The organism is Nocardia xishanensis NBRC 101358 (genome assembly GCF_001613365.1).
Taxonomy (GTDB): Bacteria; Actinomycetota; Actinomycetes; order Mycobacteriales; family Mycobacteriaceae; genus Nocardia; species Nocardia xishanensis.
Genome location: NZ_BDCF01000002.1, coordinates 461,992 through 479,367, shown reverse-complemented (window position 1 = coordinate 479,367; position 17,376 = coordinate 461,992). Strand labels below are relative to the sequence as shown.

General features: G+C 66.0%; 20 protein-coding genes and 1 pseudogene. 11 read left to right on the top strand and 10 right to left on the bottom strand.

Going from position 1 to position 17,376, the window contains the following annotated elements:
* Positions 1-4: 4 nt before the first annotated feature.
* Positions 5-334: a hypothetical protein gene (locus NX1_RS04440; RefSeq protein ID WP_068053990.1), complete on the bottom strand. Its 330-nt coding sequence runs from the start codon at positions 332-334 to the stop codon at positions 5-7.
* 238 nt (positions 335-572) lie between these two features.
* Positions 573-1,358 (bottom strand): SDR family oxidoreductase, encoded by a 786-nt coding sequence (locus tag NX1_RS04435; RefSeq protein ID WP_245668310.1) that lies wholly within the window; start codon positions 1,356-1,358, stop codon positions 573-575.
* A gap of 63 nt (positions 1,359-1,421) precedes the next feature.
* Here NX1_RS04435 and NX1_RS04430 point away from each other — a divergent pair, with 63 nt between their 5' ends.
* Positions 1,422-2,387 carry a helix-turn-helix transcriptional regulator gene (locus NX1_RS04430; RefSeq protein ID WP_068054274.1) on the top strand — a complete coding sequence of 322 codons (966 nt, stop codon included), beginning with the start codon at positions 1,422-1,424 and terminating at the stop codon, positions 2,385-2,387.
* A gap of 84 nt (positions 2,388-2,471) precedes the next feature.
* Here the strand turns inward: NX1_RS04430 and NX1_RS04425 are convergent, their stop codons facing one another.
* Positions 2,472-3,338 carry a universal stress protein gene (locus NX1_RS04425; protein WP_068053987.1) on the bottom strand — a complete coding sequence of 289 codons (867 nt, stop codon included), beginning with the start codon at positions 3,336-3,338 and terminating at the stop codon, positions 2,472-2,474.
* 207 nt (positions 3,339-3,545) lie between these two features.
* Here NX1_RS04425 and NX1_RS38620 point away from each other — a divergent pair, with 207 nt between their 5' ends.
* Entirely contained in the window at positions 3,546-3,968 is a 423-nt protein-coding gene (locus NX1_RS38620; protein WP_068053981.1) for a TerD family protein, read from the top strand.
* Positions 3,969-3,977: 9 nt separating this feature from the next.
* On the opposite strand, the gene NX1_RS04415 is transcribed toward NX1_RS38620, so the two are convergent.
* Together NX1_RS04415 and NX1_RS04410 are read right to left on the bottom strand one after the other, a co-directional pair.
* Positions 3,978-5,603 (bottom strand): efflux permease Rv1217c-related protein, encoded by a 1,626-nt coding sequence (locus tag NX1_RS04415; protein ID WP_068053978.1) that lies wholly within the window; start codon positions 5,601-5,603, stop codon positions 3,978-3,980.
* Positions 5,600-6,526, bottom strand: coding sequence for an ABC transporter ATP-binding protein (locus NX1_RS04410; RefSeq protein WP_068053974.1), 927 nt, complete (start codon positions 6,524-6,526; stop codon positions 5,600-5,602). Before NX1_RS04410 ends, NX1_RS04415 begins: the two co-directional genes overlap by 4 nt.
* A gap of 36 nt (positions 6,527-6,562) precedes the next feature.
* Between NX1_RS04410 and NX1_RS38795 the strand changes: the two are divergent.
* Both NX1_RS38795 and NX1_RS04405 read left to right on the top strand, forming a co-directional pair.
* A pseudogene (locus NX1_RS38795) lies at positions 6,563-6,819 on the top strand (acyltransferase family protein); the annotation flags it as partial.
* Positions 6,820-7,023: 204 nt separating this feature from the next.
* On the top strand, positions 7,024-7,422 hold the full coding sequence (locus tag NX1_RS04405) for a DUF4870 domain-containing protein (protein ID WP_068053968.1): 399 nt from the start codon (positions 7,024-7,026) through the stop codon (positions 7,420-7,422).
* 235 nt (positions 7,423-7,657) lie between these two features.
* Here NX1_RS04405 and NX1_RS04400 read toward each other — a convergent pair whose 3' ends face one another.
* On the bottom strand, positions 7,658-8,026 hold the full coding sequence (locus tag NX1_RS04400; RefSeq protein ID WP_068053967.1) for a VOC family protein: 369 nt from the start codon (positions 8,024-8,026) through the stop codon (positions 7,658-7,660).
* A 62-nt stretch (positions 8,027-8,088) separates the two neighbouring features.
* On the opposite strand from NX1_RS04400, the gene NX1_RS04395 reads away from it, so the two are divergent.
* Positions 8,089-8,547: a MarR family winged helix-turn-helix transcriptional regulator gene (locus NX1_RS04395; protein ID WP_068053965.1), complete on the top strand. Its 459-nt coding sequence runs from the start codon at positions 8,089-8,091 to the stop codon at positions 8,545-8,547.
* Between the two features lie 155 nt (positions 8,548-8,702).
* Here the strand turns inward: NX1_RS04395 and NX1_RS35970 are convergent, their stop codons facing one another.
* Positions 8,703-8,957: a hypothetical protein gene (locus NX1_RS35970; protein ID WP_157119526.1), complete on the bottom strand. Its 255-nt coding sequence runs from the start codon at positions 8,955-8,957 to the stop codon at positions 8,703-8,705.
* Between the two features lie 306 nt (positions 8,958-9,263).
* Here NX1_RS35970 and NX1_RS04390 point away from each other — a divergent pair, with 306 nt between their 5' ends.
* Positions 9,264-9,578, top strand: coding sequence for a hypothetical protein (locus NX1_RS04390; protein ID WP_068053961.1), 315 nt, complete (start codon positions 9,264-9,266; stop codon positions 9,576-9,578).
* Here NX1_RS04390 and NX1_RS35965 read toward each other — a convergent pair.
* Together NX1_RS35965 and NX1_RS35960 are read right to left on the bottom strand one after the other, a co-directional pair.
* Positions 9,559-9,708 carry a hypothetical protein gene (locus NX1_RS35965; protein ID WP_157119525.1) on the bottom strand — a complete coding sequence of 50 codons (150 nt, stop codon included), beginning with the start codon at positions 9,706-9,708 and terminating at the stop codon, positions 9,559-9,561. The two genes, NX1_RS04390 and NX1_RS35965, sit on opposite strands and share 20 nt — an antisense overlap.
* A 309-nt stretch (positions 9,709-10,017) precedes the next feature.
* On the bottom strand, positions 10,018-10,158 hold the full coding sequence (locus tag NX1_RS35960) for a hypothetical protein (RefSeq protein ID WP_157119524.1): 141 nt from the start codon (positions 10,156-10,158) through the stop codon (positions 10,018-10,020).
* A gap of 280 nt (positions 10,159-10,438) precedes the next feature.
* On the opposite strand from NX1_RS35960, the gene NX1_RS37180 reads away from it, so the two are divergent.
* Positions 10,439-10,681, top strand: coding sequence for an MDR/zinc-dependent alcohol dehydrogenase-like family protein (locus tag NX1_RS37180; protein WP_174555453.1), 243 nt, complete (start codon positions 10,439-10,441; stop codon positions 10,679-10,681).
* A gap of 115 nt (positions 10,682-10,796) precedes the next feature.
* Here the strand turns inward: NX1_RS37180 and NX1_RS04380 are convergent, their stop codons facing one another.
* Complete coding sequence (locus NX1_RS04380; RefSeq protein WP_157119523.1) at positions 10,797-13,709, bottom strand: VWA domain-containing protein; 2,913 nt, start codon at positions 13,707-13,709, stop codon at positions 10,797-10,799.
* Positions 13,710-14,087: 378 nt separating this feature from the next.
* Between NX1_RS04380 and NX1_RS04375 the strand changes: the two genes are divergently transcribed.
* The 4 genes from NX1_RS04375 to NX1_RS04365 all read left to right on the top strand — a co-directional run bounded on the left by NX1_RS04375 (position 14,088) and on the right by NX1_RS04365 (position 17,248).
* Positions 14,088-14,582, top strand: a complete 495-nt coding sequence (locus NX1_RS04375; protein WP_169812178.1) for a hypothetical protein — start codon at positions 14,088-14,090, stop codon at positions 14,580-14,582.
* A gap of 256 nt (positions 14,583-14,838) precedes the next feature.
* Positions 14,839-15,843, top strand: coding sequence for a hypothetical protein (locus NX1_RS04370; RefSeq protein WP_068053949.1), 1,005 nt, complete (start codon positions 14,839-14,841; stop codon positions 15,841-15,843).
* A 215-nt stretch (positions 15,844-16,058) separates the two neighbouring features.
* Positions 16,059-16,202: a hypothetical protein gene (locus NX1_RS35035; RefSeq protein WP_281216017.1), complete on the top strand. Its 144-nt coding sequence runs from the start codon at positions 16,059-16,061 to the stop codon at positions 16,200-16,202.
* 191 nt (positions 16,203-16,393) lie between these two features.
* Positions 16,394-17,248: an ATP-grasp domain-containing protein gene (locus NX1_RS04365; protein WP_169812177.1), complete on the top strand. Its 855-nt coding sequence runs from the start codon at positions 16,394-16,396 to the stop codon at positions 17,246-17,248.
* The last annotated feature ends 128 nt before the right edge of the window (positions 17,249-17,376 follow it).

Below are 17,376 nucleotides of genomic sequence, written 5' to 3'. Positions count from 1 at the left end.
CCGCTCAGCGAGCGGGCGCGATGAACGGCAACTGCTGCGGCGCGGTCGGCGCTGTCAGCGGCGCCTGCGCTGTCGTCGCGGCCCCACCCCAGCAGCCACCACCACCAGCAGCGGCATCGGCGGTTTGCTCGGAGGTGGTGTCGTCGAAGACGCCTGCGCCGTCACACACGCCGGTGTCGGGCAGAACGGGTTCGACGCGTTCGGCGCACCCGTGGTACCTGGCCAGGGCGGCGCCGCGTTCGAGGACCAGGGGGGTCGATTCGCGTTCACGTGGTACCGGGCCGGCCAAGCGGATCGGCCCGGATCCGACTACGACAACGGGAAAATCGTTCATTATGACTCAGTCCTTTCAGCGACGTCATCGATCGATATGGCGGCGAGTGCCTGCAATCGAGCAGGCGTTGCCGCCGAGTCGTCACTGCTAGACGGCGACCACCGGTGTCAGGCCGTCGAAGTGGTCGACAGCCGGTTGGGTCCAAGATTTTCAGCGACTGCGCCCGCCGCTCGCACGCGCCGATCGCTTACGGTGCGCCTTCAGCGGATCGTGGGGATCGCGACTTTCGGATGAACTGTCAAGTCAGTCCGCCGTCCGCACGGATGTTCTGGCCGGTGACCCATCGGTTGTCCGGATGGACCAGCAGGGCTACGAGGTCTGCGATGTCGGTGGGTCGGCCGATGCGTCCGAGTGCGGTCATCGCTGCGGCTCCGTCCAGAGCGCCCGGTTGAGCGCTGGAGCGGAGCAGGTCGGTGTCGGTCGGACCGAGAGAGATGGTGTTGGCCGTGATGCCTCGGTGTCCGAATTCGCGTGAGGCGACGCGGGTGAGCTGTTCTACTGCCGCTTTGCTCGCCGCGTAGATCGCTTCCCCAGGACTGGGCCAATGGGTGCCGACCGTGGAGAGGGTGACGACCCGTCCGCCGTCGCGCAGTCGCGGCGCTGCTTGCTGAAGGGTTAGGAACGTACCGCGGGCGTTTACGGCCATCACACGCTCCCACTCCTCGATGCCCGCCTCGGCCAGTGGCGCACTGGCGAACACACCGGCATTCGCGACCAGAATGTCGAGCCCGACACCGACCTGCTCGAACACAGTGTCTGCGGCGGCGAACGCCGCGGTGACCTGCTCGGGGTCGCCGAGATCCAGCCGCACCGCCGAGGCATATCCGTCGCGTTCGGCGATCTCGGCGACCAACGTCTCGGCAGCATCGGACCGCGTGTGATAGGTGAACACCACAGTGGCGCCAGAAGCAGCCAACCTGGCAGCGATGGCGCGACCGATACCGCGCGATCCTCCGGTGATCAGGGCGCCGCGACCGGCCAGCCATCGGGAGGAAGTGGCAGCGGAATTCATCGAAGTGGTCATGCCGGTAACAGTTGCATCTATCGCGGCATGAATCGCTCCGCGATAGATGAGAGGCTGATCGGCATGGTCGATACCGCTGTCCGGCTTTTGCGGCTGCTCGGTCTACTGCAAACCCAGCGTTGCTGGACCGGGGCCGAGTTGGCTACGCGTCTGGGCGTGAACACCCGCACGATCCGTGTCGATATCGCCCGGCTGCGTCGGCTGGACTATGAGATCGACGCTGCGCCCGGTGTGGCCGGCGGGTATCGACTCCGCGCCGGTGCCATGCTGCCGCCCCTTCGATTCGATGACGACGAGGCCGTCGCGGTCGCGGTGGCGCTTCGCACCGCGGCGCGCTCAGGTGTGGTCGGTATCGGTGACGCCGCGGCCCGCGCGGGCGCCAAACTAGAGCAACTGCTCCCGCCGCGGCTGCGTCACCGGCTGCACACGGTGCATTCGGCGACCGAACCAGTCCTCGATACCGGCAACCTGTTGGACACCAGCGTTTTTCGGGCTGTCGCCACGGCGATCGAGCGCACCGAGATACTCCGATTCGACTACTCCGATCGGCACGCGACGACCAGTTGTCGTCGAGTCGAACCACACCGGATGGTGCACAGCGGCGGACGCTGGTACCTCGTCGGCTACGACCTCGATCGCGACGACTGGCGTAGCTATCGCGTCGATCGCATCGACCCGAAGACACCGACCGGCCCCGGCTTCGCGATCAGGGAACTACCCGGCCCGGATCTGGCGACCTTCGTGACCCGCGGGCGGATGGCAGCCCTGTGGAACTACACCGCACGAGTCACAGTTCACGCGCCCGCCGACACCGTCGCAGCCCGCATCCCCACCGGCATCTGGACCGTCGAACCGATCGATGCACACACCAGCGCGCTGGAAGCCGGCGCTCACAGCCCCCAACTGCTTGCGGCATACCTCGCCGCAATGGACCTGGACTTCCACCTCGACACCGAACAGGCACCGGAACTCGCAGCCGCCGTCACGGTAATCGCCGCCCGCTATACAACGGCCACACGCGAGACTTGAGCGACCGTTCGTCACCTGTTCACCAATTTCGGAGGGGCAAGCGATGCGCAGTGAGTGTGGCTAGTGGTCTGCAGGGACTGCCGATTATGCGGGTGGGCGGGCGATGATGATCGGGATCTTGGCCCGGTGCAATACGGTGCTGCTGACCGAGCCGAGCGCCAGGCTCGTCAGTCCGCTGCGACCACGGCTGCCGACCACCACCAGCTGTGCTCGTTCGGCTTCCCGGAGTAGGCGCCGCGCAGGGTCGCCCTCGAGGAGGACTCGTCTGACGTGCACGTCCGGGTGTTTCTCGATGTAGCCCGCCAGGCTCTGGGAGAGTAATGCGCTTGCCTGTTCCGCGGTCTCGGCGGAGGGGTTGCCGGGATCTGGGTCGGTCCAGGTGAGAACCGCGACCACGTCGACACCCCGCGAGGACGCCTCGTCGAAGGCGATCTCGACAGCAAGCAGGCTGCAGGCCGAACCATCGACGCCCACCAGGACGGGGAGATGTGAGGGCTCGGCTGCGCTACGGGTGGGAATGACGGCGAGGGGACATTTGGCGCGGTTGGTCAGCGCAGTGCTGACCGAGCCGAGCAATGCTCGTTCGAATCTGTCCATTCCGCGAGTGCCGACGACCAAGAGTTGCGCAGTGCGCGATCGTCCGGTGAGCACCGAAATCGGCGGCGGTGCCTCGACCTCGGTGGTGATGTCGACAAGATGCGACTTCACAGCTGCTCGTGCAACCTGCTCGGCAGCGGCCAGTGCCGCCGCGCCCTCGTCCCGGTACGCCTGGTTGTGCAGAGCCAGGACCCCGATTCGTGGTCCGAAATCCCAGCCAGTACCGATCGCGTGGACAAGGTGAAGCGGCGCGCCGTGGCGCACGGCGCTGTGGGCGGCCCATTCCACGGCGAGTAAGGCGTGCGTGGAGCCGTCGACGCCGACGACGATCGGGCGCTTCGAGCGCAGGGTCACCGGATGTCCTGAGATGGACCGGTAGGCGTCGATCGATCGTCTGTCAGCGGCTGCTGGACGATGTCGTGTGTACGGCTAGGCGGCATGGCAGCGCGCTCAGCGGGTTGCTTCATCCCACGCAACATCTTTCGCTCCATCACCAGGCCGCCTGGTTCCATGACGAGAGCGTAGAGGAACTTGCCGAGTGGTGAAGCGCCAGGACGGCGGATGCGGTTTCGCAAGCTCCTCCGGCGCTGGGGCGTCACGATCGACCTGACCCGCCCGGCGGCCCGTGTGACCGCGAGCGCGCTGCTGGTGAGCTGCTACACCGGGCGAGGCTTCGACCGGATCGACAACGCGTTCTGCCGACTGGTCGACGGCACCGCCGACGTGGCGCTGTCTCGCTACGATCTGGCCGGAGCCGGTGCGGTCACCGGATTTCTGACGGGTGTGCTGCACCGCGGCGAACCTGTATGGAGCTTCGGCGTATCGAGCAGGGCTTGGCGGTCGGCCATCCGGTCGCGGCAGTACCCGCGATCGCACCTTACTTGTCGCGATCCGACATCTGATCCGGACGCGGTGAGGTCACGGGCACCCGCAGTTCGAACGGACACGCTCCTTTCCGCGCCCGTGACCAATCGTGAACGGTGACATGGCGATTCAGCCTCTCAGGTCGCGGCGGGTGTAGCCGTACAGTCCGATCATCGCGGCGACGATCGCGATGGCGGTGAGGGTGAGGCTCGCTCGCCAGTCGGGTGCGGTGTCCGGCACGGCGGCGAGGTGCGCGAAGGGGGAGATTTCGCCGACCCAGGTGGGCGCGTCGGTGCTCTGGGTGATGACGTCGAGGAGGAACCCGCCGACGACGGGCACCGCGCCGACTGCACCGACGGCTTCCGGGAGCCAGCCCAGTGCCAGTGCCGCCGCGCCGAGGGAAAGCAGGGCGACCGGGGAAACATTGGCGGCACCGGCGATAGCGTCGGACAGACTCAGCGGTGCACCCGTGAGCACCGCACCGGCCCACATCGCTAGCGCTGCGGTGAGCAACAACACCGCGAGGCCTGCGGCGGTGACAGCGATTTCGGTTCCCGCTGACCTGTATCGGGACAGCGGGAGCGCGTGCAGCGCAGTCCAGCGGCGCGCCTTCTCGTCGGCAGTCAGGGCGGCGACGCGGGTGGCGGCGTAGAGGCCAGTGGGGATGGCGAGCAGGGCGAAGATCGCGGCGGCGAACCCGGTGGCCGAGTTGAGTCCGCCGAAGCCAGCGGTGGCGGCGAGTTCGGCGAAACGCGGGTTCTCGGCGAAGAATTCGAGGATCGAGGAGATCAGCGCGCCGATCAGCAAGAAGTAGACAGCGATGCCCGCGCCCCAACCGGTGGTGGGTGCGAGGGCGCGCCGCACGGCAAAGCCGTGCACCGATCCGAGCAGCCGTGTGCGGGCGGGCCTGGTGCCGGACAAGGTGATCGGAGCGCCGCCGAGGTCGCGCCTGCGGGCGATGACGAGCGCCGCCGCAGTGGGCGCGATGGCGAGTACCGCCAGGACGGGTAGCGGCTCGATCCGGTTGTGGGCGTAGGGGGCGACGCGGGCGGCGAGCCCGAAGGGGGTGAGCCAGGCGGTCCACGCGAGCGCGGGGACGCCGTCGGCGAGCATCCGCAGCAGCAGGCTCGCGCCGAGCACGGCCGAGGCGAGACCGGCGGCTGCCGCCCGGGACGGCAGCAGTTGCGCGGCCAGCAGTCCCACGCTCGCGAAGGCCACGGTCGCGCCGAACACACACAGGGCGTGCAGGAGCGCTCCGGTGGGGTCTGTACCAGTCACGACCAGACCGGTCACGAGGCCCGTCGCGATCACGGCGGCAGCCAGGCACAATGTGGCGGCGCAGCGTGCGACCAGGTCCACCGGGCGCAGCGTGCCGCTGAGGAGCAGGTCCCAATGCCCGGCGTCCTCCTCGCCGCGAGTGAGGCGGGTGGCGGCCAGCAGTGCCCACAGACCGCACAGCACCAGCACCGGGGTGCCGGTGCGCCAGACGGTGAACCCGCCGGGGTCATCGAGGGCGAGTGGGGCTCCGAACAAGATTCGCACAGCGGGGTTTTCGGCCAGCGCGCGCAGCGCGCCCGCGTCGATGCTGTCGGCGAAAGTAGTGCGGTACTGAGCCGCGACGAGAGCCGAGAGGCCGCCGGCGGTGAGCGCCACCATCGCCGCCGCTCGCCGCGCTTGGCGGCGGGCGAGCCGGGCCGCCGCCCGCCCGGGTCGGGAACCGTTCACCCGCTCCGCTCGGATCGTCGTGACGGTCATCGCTGCGCCTGCCCGTAGTAGTCGAGGAAGATTTCCTCGAGGGTGGGTTCCCGAGAAGACAGCGCTGTCACTTGCGCCGCAGCGAGCGCGCGCAGCGCGGCCGCCGGCGGCCCGGACAGGGTGAACCGCATCCGGCCCTCATCGAGCGCTTCGACGGCCTCGACACCGTCCACCCCGTCCAGCACCGGCGCCTCGCCCTGGTAAGCGACCTCCACGATGGTGCGGTGCAGTCGGCGCAGCTCCGCCAGGGTCGCGATCTCCACCAGTCGTCCGGCGCGCAGGATCGCGACCCGATCGCACAGCGCCTCGACCTCGCCGAGCTGGTGTGAACTAAGGAACACCGTCTGCCCGCGCTCGCGGGCCTCGGCGACGCACCGGCGGAATTCGCGTTCCATCAGCGGATCCAGCCCGCTGGTCGGCTCGTCGAGCACGAGCAGCGGCGCCCGGGAGGCGAAGGCGGCGACCAAGGCGACCTTCTGCCTGTTGCCGGTGGAATAGGTCTTGCCGGGCTTGTCGACATCGAGGTCGAGGCGCTCGATCAACTCGGACCGGTAGGACAGGTCGATGCCCGCGCCGACCTCGGCGAGTAGTTCGAGGGTCTCGGCGCCGGTCAATGACGGCCACAGCGCCACATCGGCGGGCACGTAGGCGAGGTGGCGGTGCGCGCGCCGCACGTTGCCGGCGTCCTCACCGAACACCCTTACGGTGCCGGCGGTGGGGCGGATCAGGCCGAGAAGTAGCCGAATGGTGGTCGACTTGCCCGCCCCGTTGGGTCCGAGGAAGCCGAACACTTCACCGGGCGCGACGGTCAGGGTGAGGTCGTCGACTGCGACTGTACGGCCGAAGTGCTTGGACAGATGCTCGAGCGAGATGGCGGCGCGGGTATCGATGGCCCGCGCGGGCGGCGCGGCTGCTGTGGACATGAAAGCCCTTTCGGGTCGGTGAATGCGACACGCCGACCAGACTTCCCGGCTCTCCTGAGTAAAAGGTACCTCCTTCGTTGCCGTCGTGATGCCGCGATGGTTGTCGTTCTCGCGGCAGTCGTCGTCGGGACTGTGCATTCACCCAGTGGTCAGTACTGTCGGCGCAGACACTGGCCTCGTTTTTGTCTCACCAGAACTGGCGTCTGGCCTTGACGTGGTCGGATTATCTGGCTGCGGACCCCTCGGTGAGTCCGCTGCGGCATCTGTGGTCGAGGTCGGAGCAGGGCCAGTTTGGTCAGTGGTCGTCCCAACCGAACCGGCACCGGGTATCGACGGGCGTCGGGCCCTGCTCGGAGACCGACGGGCGTTTCGAGGTCGTTGGCAGTCATCTCGTCGCGAGAACCACGCCAGGATCCCGGTCGCCGGCCGGCCCTCGACCTGGGGGTTCGGGCGAAACTTGGGATCGGTAGGTGGCGCGCGCGGCGTCTACTTTCCCCATGACATCTTCTCAACCTCACACGAACCAACCGCAGCCCGCCGGCTTGGACAAGAAGACCAGCGCGATCCTGTCCTACGCACTGGGGTGGCTCACCGGAATCGTCTTCCTGTTCGTTGGCAAGAACGACCCCGACGTGAAATTCCATGCCTCGCAATCGATCGTCTTCTTCGGGGCGGTCTCGGTGGTCAATATTGTTCTGAGCATCGTCGGCTCGCTCCTCGGAGTCGCGGGAATCATCTTCAGCCTCGCCGGACTCGCGGTCGCGGTCTTCGCGGTCGTCGTCTGGGTCTTGGCCATGGTCCAGGCGAACAACACCGGCGGTGTCCGCGCTGAGCTTCCCCTTGTCGGAAAGCTCACCGCCCCGTATGCCGATCAGTTGGCCAACTCGGTCAAGTAGCGGCAAATTCGAAGTCCCCAAGGGGATTTTGCATACCTGCCGGCAACAAGATACGACAGTCCGAAGACCGACGGCCCGAGGCTATCTCGGGCCGTCGGCGTCCGCGGGGACCGTCCGATATTGCCGCGTATCGGGCGGTTGCGGCCTACGAACCTGATTCTCATCAGGTGGAGGTTCTCCCGGAAATGACCCGAACGCAGGCATTCCGAGGCCAGTTGTCGGTGCGTTTGGCCTGTCAGGTGCGGTCGTGGAGAGTGACGTGGTAGCCGTCGGGGTCGGCGAAGGTGAATGTCCGACCGAAGGGGCCGTCGATCGGTGCGGAGACGATGGTGTGACCGTCGGCTACCAGAGCATCGTGAATGGCCTGGACGTCTGTGGCGTGGAGCCAGATCGCAGCACCGATGCCGGGGTGAGCAGCGGATGCGAGATCGGTGCCGGGAACGACGTCGCGGAGTGCGAACGCGATCGGCTTCGTCTCGAAGACGACGGCGTGCGGAGGTCCGGTCTGCGAGCGGACGAGGCCGAGGTACCGCTCGTAGAACGCCTGCGAAGCGTCGAGGTCGCGCGCTTGGAGCGAGATGAAGTCGGGGCCGGTGACGGGCATGGTGATACTCCTCAGTGTGTGTCAGCTTTCTGACATGAGGAAGTCTATGTCAGAATACTGACATGAGTCGAGACGGTGTCGGCGTCGACCTGGAGACGTCACTGGGCTACCTGCTGAAAGAGGCGTCGAGCGCGCTGCGCGTAGCCATGGAGGAGGTGCTGCGGCCGCTCGGGATGAGCGTGACGCACTACTCCTGCCTCGAGCTGTTGGCTCAACGACCGGGCTTGTCGAACTCCGAGCTCGCGCGGGGCGCGTTCGTGACACGGCAGACGATGAACGTGCTGCTCCAGGCCCTGGAACGAGACGGCTACGTGATCAGGCCCGCGGAGGCGCCCGTCGGGAAGGTTCTTCCCACGCGGCTCACGCCTCGCGGCCGGCGGAGCCTCGAGAAGGCGTCCGTAGCGGTCCGGTCCGTCGAGGTCAGAATGCTGGCCGGCATGACCGAGGCCGAGCAGTCGGACGCGTTCCGGATCCTGCGGAGCATGATCCACTCCCTGCGCGATGGCAACGACGGTCCATAGGTCGTTCCCGATGCGGCATCCATCCACCACACACTCACGACCCGTGGACGGCTCTCGATTGCCGCCGGACCGGGCCGCGGCGATGATGGCCTCGCGCGCGGCCTGTTCGAATGCGGATCCGCCCAATCCCCGCGGCGCTTCTCTATATCCTCGGCTCAATCCTCTTCGGCCCCACCATCTTCCTGGCTGGCTACCTCATCACCTGAGCGAACGGCGACTTCTGCGACGTGGCAGTCCATGGCTTCCGTGAACAACGCGACCGCGACTACGCCCTGATCCACACAATCCAAACCACCGGCGCAATTGTCATGCTCCTGCTCGGCGCGCTCGCACTCACCTACCTGTGGCACAACCCCCGAAGAGTAGGCCCCGCTCCCCAGGGCAGTGCTCAGCACCGGGATGCTGATCATCGCCTCCGGCTACCTCCTGATCCTCAGCGCCGCCCAGTACGGAAGCCCGACCTGCTCCTGATCGCAACGCGCCCCAACTCGAACCCCGAAAACAGGTTTCGGCGCCCACCCTTCCCTCATCGTCGAATTGCTGAAATCACTTGGGAGGCAAGGACCTAATCGCTTGAAAGTAGCGTCATCAGCGGCCGCTCTAGTCGTCGCGGCCACCGCAAATGTGAGGTCACATGACACCCCAGCTAATACTCTCCAGCTTCGATGTCGTCATCTCTGCTACGGTCTCGCTTCGTACACCTCCGAGAGGAAATCATGATCAAGTCTTCGTCCGCCGCCGCCCTCGCCATCGCTGTCGGCGCGCTGATCGCGCTGCCCGCCACGCCCGCGCACGCCCAGTCCCCGAGCTGTGCCAAAGCCATTGAGCTGATCAACATCGCCATCGACGCCACCGGCGGCACCATGGACGAGGCGACCGCGACCGCGCTGTCCGGCAGGCTGAGCGGCCTGGCCGAGACGGCGCAGGGCGCCGAACGGGATGCCATCGCGGCCTACGCCGGCGCCCTGATCGATGACGCGGTCCCGGACCTCACTCCCTTCACCGACGAACTCAACCGAGCCTGCGCTTGACCGCGCCCATCGGCTGAGCGGTCGAGCCCCTGTCGGCGCGGCGCCCGAACAAGTACCACCCCTGGCCGTCGACCAACACAGGATGTACGCCACCGATCAGCCTGTGACGCTGGGTCACTGGCGTGCTCACTGCGTTCTCCTCCGTGCCGAAAACCTCGCCTCTCACCGAGTAATCACTGTGTGCGCTGAAGAGCTCGGCACCATCACTGGCGACGGCATCTGCCAGTATTGGCTTCCAACCTGAGATCCCTGGACGGATTACGACCGAAGAAGCCGGTCGCTTCGGAGGCATGTGCGCCGCGCGGCGGAGCATTTCGTCGGCGCCGCGGATCGCTGCGGACGTCGCCGCAGCGATCCGGCTGGCCGGTGTATCGCGAACGCCTTGTCGGCCTCAAAAGTTGGCAGGCCGTGAGTGTCGGATTGCGGGTGTATCCGACCCTCAGATCAGCTCTGGCGGAAGTGTCAACGACGGGACAAGCGTTGCCAGGTCGACCAGTTCGATCCGTCCGCAGTGAACACCAACGAATTCCGCGATGGTGAAATCGGCTGCAGGGCCGAACCGTTGCTCGAACCGGGCCATGGTGCTTTTCCCTACCGCGGGCAGGCACAGCAACCATCGACATCGGATGCGTCCACCTGACGACGGACCAGCGGCACTATCGCTCGTGTGATCGGGCGCGTTCACGCGCGTGCATCGAGATCAGATGCGCTTCCTGAGCTGCGGACTGAATCCATTGTGTCCCAACGCCGGTGAAGTGATCGACTATCGTCATGGCCAGTATGAGTATCACGGCTCGAGGCCGCGCGGGTGGAGGCGGCGGTTGCGCACGCGATGGCACCCTTCGAGATCGACTACACGCGTGGCGAAGAGCTCGATATCTCGGTTCCCGGAACGATTGGACTTGGCGCGCAAGCAGTTCGAGGCGGAGGCAATCGACTACACCGCGGTCGACAGCATCCAGGAGACGCTGCGTGAGACGACAGGCGACCTCGACCCCTCCTACCTCATCACCCGCGACATGCCGCTCGAAGACGCGGTCCACGGTTACAACATCTTCAAGTACAAACGGGACGGCTGTATCCGGGCGGTATTCCGCCCATGACCGGCACTCGCCGCCCGATCGGCGGGTATCTGGCCACCATGCTCGTCGAGCCAGCCGACGGGCGGTCACTTCATGTGCTTCGACAATTGCGTAGAACCTACTCGAGCCCGGCTCATCAGCAGCCGCAGTCATCATGCGCGAGGTCGACTTCCAGCACGACCTTCTTGACCCGCACGCGCTTCACTTCCGGGTTTGCCACGCCGATGCACTCGAGAAGGTCCTCGGCCGGCCCGGCGCAGTCGCCGCCTGGCGGCTTGCCGCCCGGCACCTGGATGATCACCGGATCGCGTTCGGGCTGCTGCAGGACGACGCCGGGGGCTGGTGCGACGGATTCGTCCCAGATAACTGGAACCTCATACGATCCATCCCCGCGGTCTTTGATCTTGCCGCCGATCCTGACGCCCGGTAACGGCGAGACGTCGAAGATGTTGCCGCGCCCCGGTCCGATCCGGTTGCCGTAGATATCGCGCGGGGTGATCACCAGCACCCCGTTGTCGTCGACGCGTTCGAACACGACTCCGGTTCTGCCCGGATCGATGCCGGGCTCGACGTGGATCGACCAATGCGCCTCACGGCTCGCCCGGCACTTTTCGCCGTAGGTAGCCACGGCGCGGAAGTGGTAGGTTCCCTCGGCCTTGGTGAGGTCTTTCAGCGGATTGTTGAAGATTCCGTCGGGTTCCATGGCACCGTCGCCGTGCATGCCGTCGTCGAACAGTGGCACGGTGATGGTCGAGGCTGCCACCGGTAGCTCGCCGCCCGCCGACTTGGCGATCGACTGCAACGTGGCGTGGAAGGAATCCACGGCATCGCCGGTGATCACAGGCGCGGCGAGGTGTGCCTGAGCGGTCAGCTCGCCCAGCGCCACCGCCGGGGCATCGACGGTGAGCGAGACGCCGGCGCCGTGCGGCGTGGTTCGATCCGGATAGTGAAGTCCAAGCATCGGATCGACCACGTCCCCTGTGTAGACCCGCCGCCGGTTCACCAGTGGCGTGAGCTTCGGCCCGCCAGAGCAGACCACCAGGAAGACATAACGAACATCCGTAGGTGGGGGCGAGAACTCGCCGTCGGTAGGCACCCGTTCGACGACACACTGCCATGTGCCGTCGCGCTCCGACTCATAGGGCAGAGGGATGCGCCAGAAGAGCCAACTGCGACCCCGGACCGGCTGAATCCGTTTGTCGCCCACCACTTTTCCCGAGGGTGTGCGCACCCACGCCTGCAGGGGAGTCGCTGGATCGTCCCAGCCGAGGATGACGGTGATCCGCTTCTCTCCACAGACGCCGAAACGGTGCGGATCGGATTGTGTCTTCGCGGCGGGCAGCAGGAAGCCGGGATCGGTGATCGCACCGCTCTCGAAGATATTGCCGAACGCCAGGCCGAAGAACTTGCGCAAGGACAGGCCGTCGATGGCGCGGGTGAAGTGGCCACCGTGGTCTTGCGCAAGCCGGTTGAGCAGCGCTCCGTCGATTTCGGCGTCGCAGCCGAACCCGATGGCGTTGATCCGGGTTGCGCCCAGGCTCGGCTCGATCTCCTCGATCATCGGAGCGGTGTTCTGGAGTCCGTCGGTAAGCAACAGGATGGCGTTGTCAGCCGGTCCGCTGGTCAGCGCGACCCCCGCGGACTCGAGTCCCGCGCCGATGCTGGTCGACCCGCCCGCGCTGATGCCGCCGATCGTGCCGGTCGAGAACGGCGGCGGCCCGACGAGGGCGGGCTTGGCCGTTGCCACGGCAGCAGGCGGGGTGTCGAGATTCGACGTCGAGGAATAGCTCACCAGCCCAAGACGGTCCCCGCCTCCCTCACGCACCAACTGCACGAAAAGCGCGGCCGCATCCTTGGCCTCGTCGAGCTTGCTCCGCCCAACCGGCGGGGCGCTGCTCGACATGCTGCCCGACCGGTCGAACACCAACATGACATCCACCGGCGTCGGTAGAGCAGGCGGGGCCGCGAGACCCGCAATCACATTGGCTACGGGCGCGTAGGAGACACTGCACCCCGAGCCCTGGGCCAGCGGCCCCCTGATCACTTGGCCGTTCACGTCGAACAACGATGAACCGGAACTGCCGCCGGCGTAGTCGAAGTGAGAGATCGCGCCGCCGCCGTCGTACATGCCGGCCTGGGTCTTCTTCGCCGCCCCATTCGGGTGATGCATGGTGAAGATGGTCTCGCCTACCATCAGCTCGGCGCTGCGCATCGACAGGGGTGTTGGCAGAGCGCCGGGAGCCGCATCCAGCCGTAGCACCACCCAATCGTCCGCGACCGGCGGATTGACGCCCGTTGGCGGGCTACCGGAGGCGACGTCGGCGAGCACCTTGAAGAAGCGGGTGACATGGCCGTCCGGTCGGCTCCCGTCGCAGTTGTAGTGATAGTCGAACGTCACCGAGGCGCTGCGCAGATCCTCCCGCGCGGGATCGGTCAGGCAGTGCCGAGCGGTGAGGAAGAGGTCGGCGCCGATCAGCGTTCCCGTGCAGCTGGAGACGTGGCCCTCGTGTATCTCCACGATGATGCCGGTGGCGGCTTCGACCCGGTCCTTGACCGAATCCGGTACAGCAGGTGCCAGCGAGCAAGCGGCGTTGTGCCACGCGAAGCCCGGATTGCACTCCAGCCGAGTCTCGTAAATCGGCTCCTCGTAGGGGCTGGTGTGCAGGAAGACGTCTGGATTGCTCTGACTGCCCGAGGCGGTTCCCGGCGAATTGCCAGGCGTGATCGAAGGCTCACCGACGCCGTACTCAACCAGCCGGGCACTGCCAGTGCCGCCGATGATGCGGATCTGGATCGGTCTCTGAACCGGTCCGGCCCCGGGATCGGCGGGCCGGGTCCAGAAAGACGTACCAGAGCCAGCGGCGAACACGTCCTGCCCGTAACCCAAATCGACGGTCAGTTCGGCCCCGCCGTGCAGGTTGACGTTGTCGAAGTGAAGGATCACGAACCTCGCCGGTCCGACCGACCCAGCAGACGGGACCAGGTCGATGCCCGACGCCTCGGTCACCGACCTGCCATCGGCGACGACGCGCCCAAGGTTGTGGGTCATGGCGGCCTCCTCTAGTTCGCGAGCGAACTCGCATTGCACCCACGGGGAGCGAAGTGCCGACGCTGTGGCGATGGCGCCCACCTCGTCGAGCACCGCCAAAGTTAGGACCCACTACGAGCGCGGACACGAGTAGTCGACTACCTCAAAGTTCGCTGGGCCATGGAGGCAAATCTTGCTTCCGTCCAGACACACGCAAGCAGACGTTGTCGTGAAAACTCACCATCAAGCTCCCGTCGTCCTCGACGGTGACGTCGTGAACGGTCAGGTCGAGTACTTCGGCCAGGCGTAGCAGCCTGAGTCTTTCGTCGTCCTCTTCCGCTGCGTTCGTCGATTCCGAGAGGTAGCCTGGGCCGCGCGGTACGGCGGGAGGGATGTGGGTTGGCGCAACGTTGGGTGACGATCTGTCTGCCGCCGGATGCGATCGATGACGTGGAAGCCGCGATCACGCGAGCTCTCGCTCCATTCGAGACGCGGCAAGGGTTCCCGGAGCGAGATATGTGGGACACGTGGCGGATTCGGGGTGGCGGGGAAGGAGCCGGGTTCTACGTCCGACCGGGTCATGAGGACGATCCTCGGCTGATTCACGACGGCCCCAACCAATTCGGCATCGTGCTGCGCCCCGAGCGAGGCGAGTGCGCGGGCGGCCCGAAGTCCTTGCTGAATGTCGCGGTGCACAACCTGTCGTGGCCCGATGTGCTCACCCTGGACGGTTGGTGGGTCGAGTCGAGCGGCATTTGCCGACATAAGGATTGGGGCGAGACCACGTTCTGTGAGGACCGACCCGACTGCCCGATACCACCGGACGGCATCGAAAACTACCTGGAGACACTGCCCGACGACACAGTGCTTGTTCGGGTCTGTTGCCACGGCTAACAACATCCTCTCTTGCCGCATAGTGCGCGTTTCGAATCGGCTAGGGCCCGCCAAGCCGGGCCTATGCGTGAGATTTCATCGATCCGTGTAGTCGTATCCGAGCACCCCGGCGCGGTGGCCGCTGCACCCGCGAACGATTGTTTCCGATCCACGATGCCGCGTGCCTTGGGAGCCGCTACAGTGCGTTTGCCCCTGGCGCATGTGGGAAAGCCGGTGGGCCGTGCCATGATCGAGCACATGACAACCGGAAAGGCCAATGGCCGATAGTCGCAACCTCGCGCTTCACGCAACCCTGCCGGAGCGCTACGTACGATTCGATGTCCTCGCCTCCACTATCGACCACCGAGGCCGGCTACTGGCCTTGCTAGTCGATCCCGCCCAGGGCGCGGCGGAGGCCTTGCCGTGGCGCCGCCGAGGGCCTTGGAAGCCACCGATACCACTTTTCGACGCGACCGTCGTCATCTGCGACGGGGACGACGAGCACCAGATCCTGCTCTACGGCCTCGATCAATGGTTCTCCGAAATCGATGCCCTGAGCGATGGCGTCGTTGTGGGCGCGGCACGTATCCATGCGGCGAACGCCCAACGGCCACATGAGCAATCCGCCCCGGCGCATGAAAGCGAACTGACCCGCAACGTCATTGCCTTCGATAGCGGCGGCACGCGAGCAGGTGCTTTTTATGCTGGAGACGGCATCGAGCAGTTGTCGACGGATCCCCGCGGCAGGATCTGGATCAGCTACTTCGACGAATCCACCTACCGATTCGCCATGCCGGATGGCACGTGGTCGGTCAGCTCCATGGTCGGGCTAGCCCGCTGGAACGACCCTGACGGAGACCCCTGGTTCGCCTACAACGACACCGGTAACGAGGTCGACTGGTGTGACTGCTACGCGCTCAACGTGGGCCAGGCACTGGTTCACGCCTGCCCCTACACCAAATTTCCACTAGTCGAGGTCGATGCGAGCGGGGTTCGGTCGATCACACCGAATCCAATTACGGGATGCTCCGGCCTAGCGGTATCGGATTCCGCACTCGCCTTTCTGGATCAATACCGCCGCAACGACAAGCCGGTTTGGACGATCCGCAAAGCCCGCCGCGAGGATGGCGTGGTGACCGAGACCGGCACGGAAATTCTGGCTCTGCCCGGCGGCCGGTCACCAGCAGGCTGGGCGCGGGGAAAGATCGGACGCGACGCGACGCTCTGGTTGCACGAGGACGGCAATCCCCGCCAGTGGTATCGATACGAGATCGACTGCTGATCGACCGCCGCTACACCATCGAAGCTGTGCGGTCGACGCTGAGCTTATTGCCCCAACGTTCTGATCGCCCACCCGCTCAACAGCGGCACGCCTGGGGGCGAAAGGCGAACTCCTGAAATCGGCTACTCGAGACTGACGCCAGCGCTTGCAGTTAGGCGCGGCCGCGCGGTGGGGTCTGCCGCGTCTGGCGAGACCTCGGCTACGCCGTCGGCGCGGTGCTGGGCGGCGTCGTCGCCGACCCGATGGGTCTGCACGCCGCCGTCTGGGTGGCCGCCGCCACAGCTCTGCTCGTGGCAGTCCGCATGCACGAAACCCACCAACCTCATTTCGTCCCGCAGCTCGGCACCGACCCGAACTGACCAACGCCCCAGTGAGCCGGGGCGGCAGCCCACAAGCGATACGGACCAAGGGTGTTGCGATCAGCAGTCCATCCGGCAGTCGCTCTCGGCACTGTTCGACTCGGCCAAGACAGTGCTGGTGACATCGAGGAAGGTATGCATAACACGGAAACCGGTTGAAGGTAAGCTGGGTGACCAGGAGGCTGAGTTCTGTGATTCTCCTCGTGCCAGCCGACGTAATTCACCCATCCCGCGTCGATGAGCATTTCGCCGCTGAGGCCGATGCGGCCCGTGCTGCGGGTATGGATGTGGCCTTGGTCGATCATGATGCGCTGACCCGTCCAGACGATGCGGACGAAGCCGTTCGCCGCGTTCGAGCGCGCGGTGAGGCGGTTTACCGCGGCTGGATGCTGCGCAGCGACCAGTACGCGGCATTCGATCAAGCGTTGCGACGTCGAAACGTCACACTGCGAACCAGCGCCGAGCAGTACCGGCGCGCCCATGAGTTACCGCGCTGGTACTCCGCGCTCTCCGACATGACACCTCGGTCGATATGGACCAGCGGAACCGATCGCACCGCATTCGACCGCGCGCTGCGAGAACTGAGATCCGGCCCTGCCGTGCTCCGCGACTACACCAAGTCGATGAAGCATTACTGGCACGAGGCTGCGTTCATCCCCGAGGTGGACGACGCAGACAGCGCCTGGCGTGTGGCGACCAGATTCCAAGAGCTCCGCGGAGAAGACATGACAGGCGGATTCGTTGTCCGCCGATTCGAGAACTTCCTCTCGGCCGAGGTTCGTACCTGGTGGGTCGACGGCAGGTGCCGGTTGATCGGACCGCACCCCGACACCCCGGAGGACATGCCCCCTGCTGAACTCGATCCGATCGTGGTCGGGCATACCATCGCTCGTCTCGGCCTCCCTTTCGTAACAGCTGACTTCGCTTTACGTGCTGATGGAGTATGGCGGTTGGTGGAACTCGGCGATGGGCAGGTCAGCGACCGACCGAAGACGATGCGGCCAGAGGCGTTGATCACTGTCTTTCACAACGGTTTCCGACGTTGATCGCCTGCGGCGAAGCGAAACGCAGCCCATGCCGCGCGGCGTGTCGGCGAACGTCCGATTCTGCCGCAGGGCGTGCGACCGCAGTGGGTCGATAACGTTCGTTGGTGAGACACCCTGTGCCGCCGACC

Coding starts and splice junctions, on each gene's coding strand:
- NX1_RS04440 (WP_068053990.1), bottom strand. CDS start 334: ATGAACGATTTTCCCGTTGTCGTAGTCGGATCCGGGCCGATCCGCTTG.
- NX1_RS04435 (WP_245668310.1), bottom strand. CDS start 1,358: ATGACCACTTCGATGAATTCCGCTGCCACTTCCTCCCGATGGCTGGCC.
- NX1_RS04430 (WP_068054274.1), top strand. CDS start 1,422: ATGGTCGATACCGCTGTCCGGCTTTTGCGGCTGCTCGGTCTACTGCAA.
- NX1_RS38620 (WP_068053981.1), top strand. CDS start 3,546: ATGCGGTTTCGCAAGCTCCTCCGGCGCTGGGGCGTCACGATCGACCTG.
- NX1_RS04415 (WP_068053978.1), bottom strand. CDS start 5,603: ATGACCGTCACGACGATCCGAGCGGAGCGGGTGAACGGTTCCCGACCC.
- NX1_RS04410 (WP_068053974.1), bottom strand. CDS start 6,526: ATGTCCACAGCAGCCGCGCCGCCCGCGCGGGCCATCGATACCCGCGCC.
- NX1_RS04405 (WP_068053968.1), top strand. CDS start 7,024: ATGACATCTTCTCAACCTCACACGAACCAACCGCAGCCCGCCGGCTTG.
- NX1_RS04400 (WP_068053967.1), bottom strand. CDS start 8,026: ATGCCCGTCACCGGCCCCGACTTCATCTCGCTCCAAGCGCGCGACCTC.
- NX1_RS04395 (WP_068053965.1), top strand. CDS start 8,089: ATGAGTCGAGACGGTGTCGGCGTCGACCTGGAGACGTCACTGGGCTAC.
- NX1_RS35970 (WP_157119526.1), bottom strand. CDS start 8,957: ATGATCAGCATCCCGGTGCTGAGCACTGCCCTGGGGAGCGGGGCCTAC.
- NX1_RS04390 (WP_068053961.1), top strand. CDS start 9,264: ATGATCAAGTCTTCGTCCGCCGCCGCCCTCGCCATCGCTGTCGGCGCG.
- NX1_RS35960 (WP_157119524.1), bottom strand. CDS start 10,158: ATGGCCCGGTTCGAGCAACGGTTCGGCCCTGCAGCCGATTTCACCATC.
- NX1_RS04380 (WP_157119523.1), bottom strand. CDS start 13,709: ATGACCCACAACCTTGGGCGCGTCGTCGCCGATGGCAGGTCGGTGACC.
- NX1_RS04370 (WP_068053949.1), top strand. CDS start 14,839: ATGGCCGATAGTCGCAACCTCGCGCTTCACGCAACCCTGCCGGAGCGC.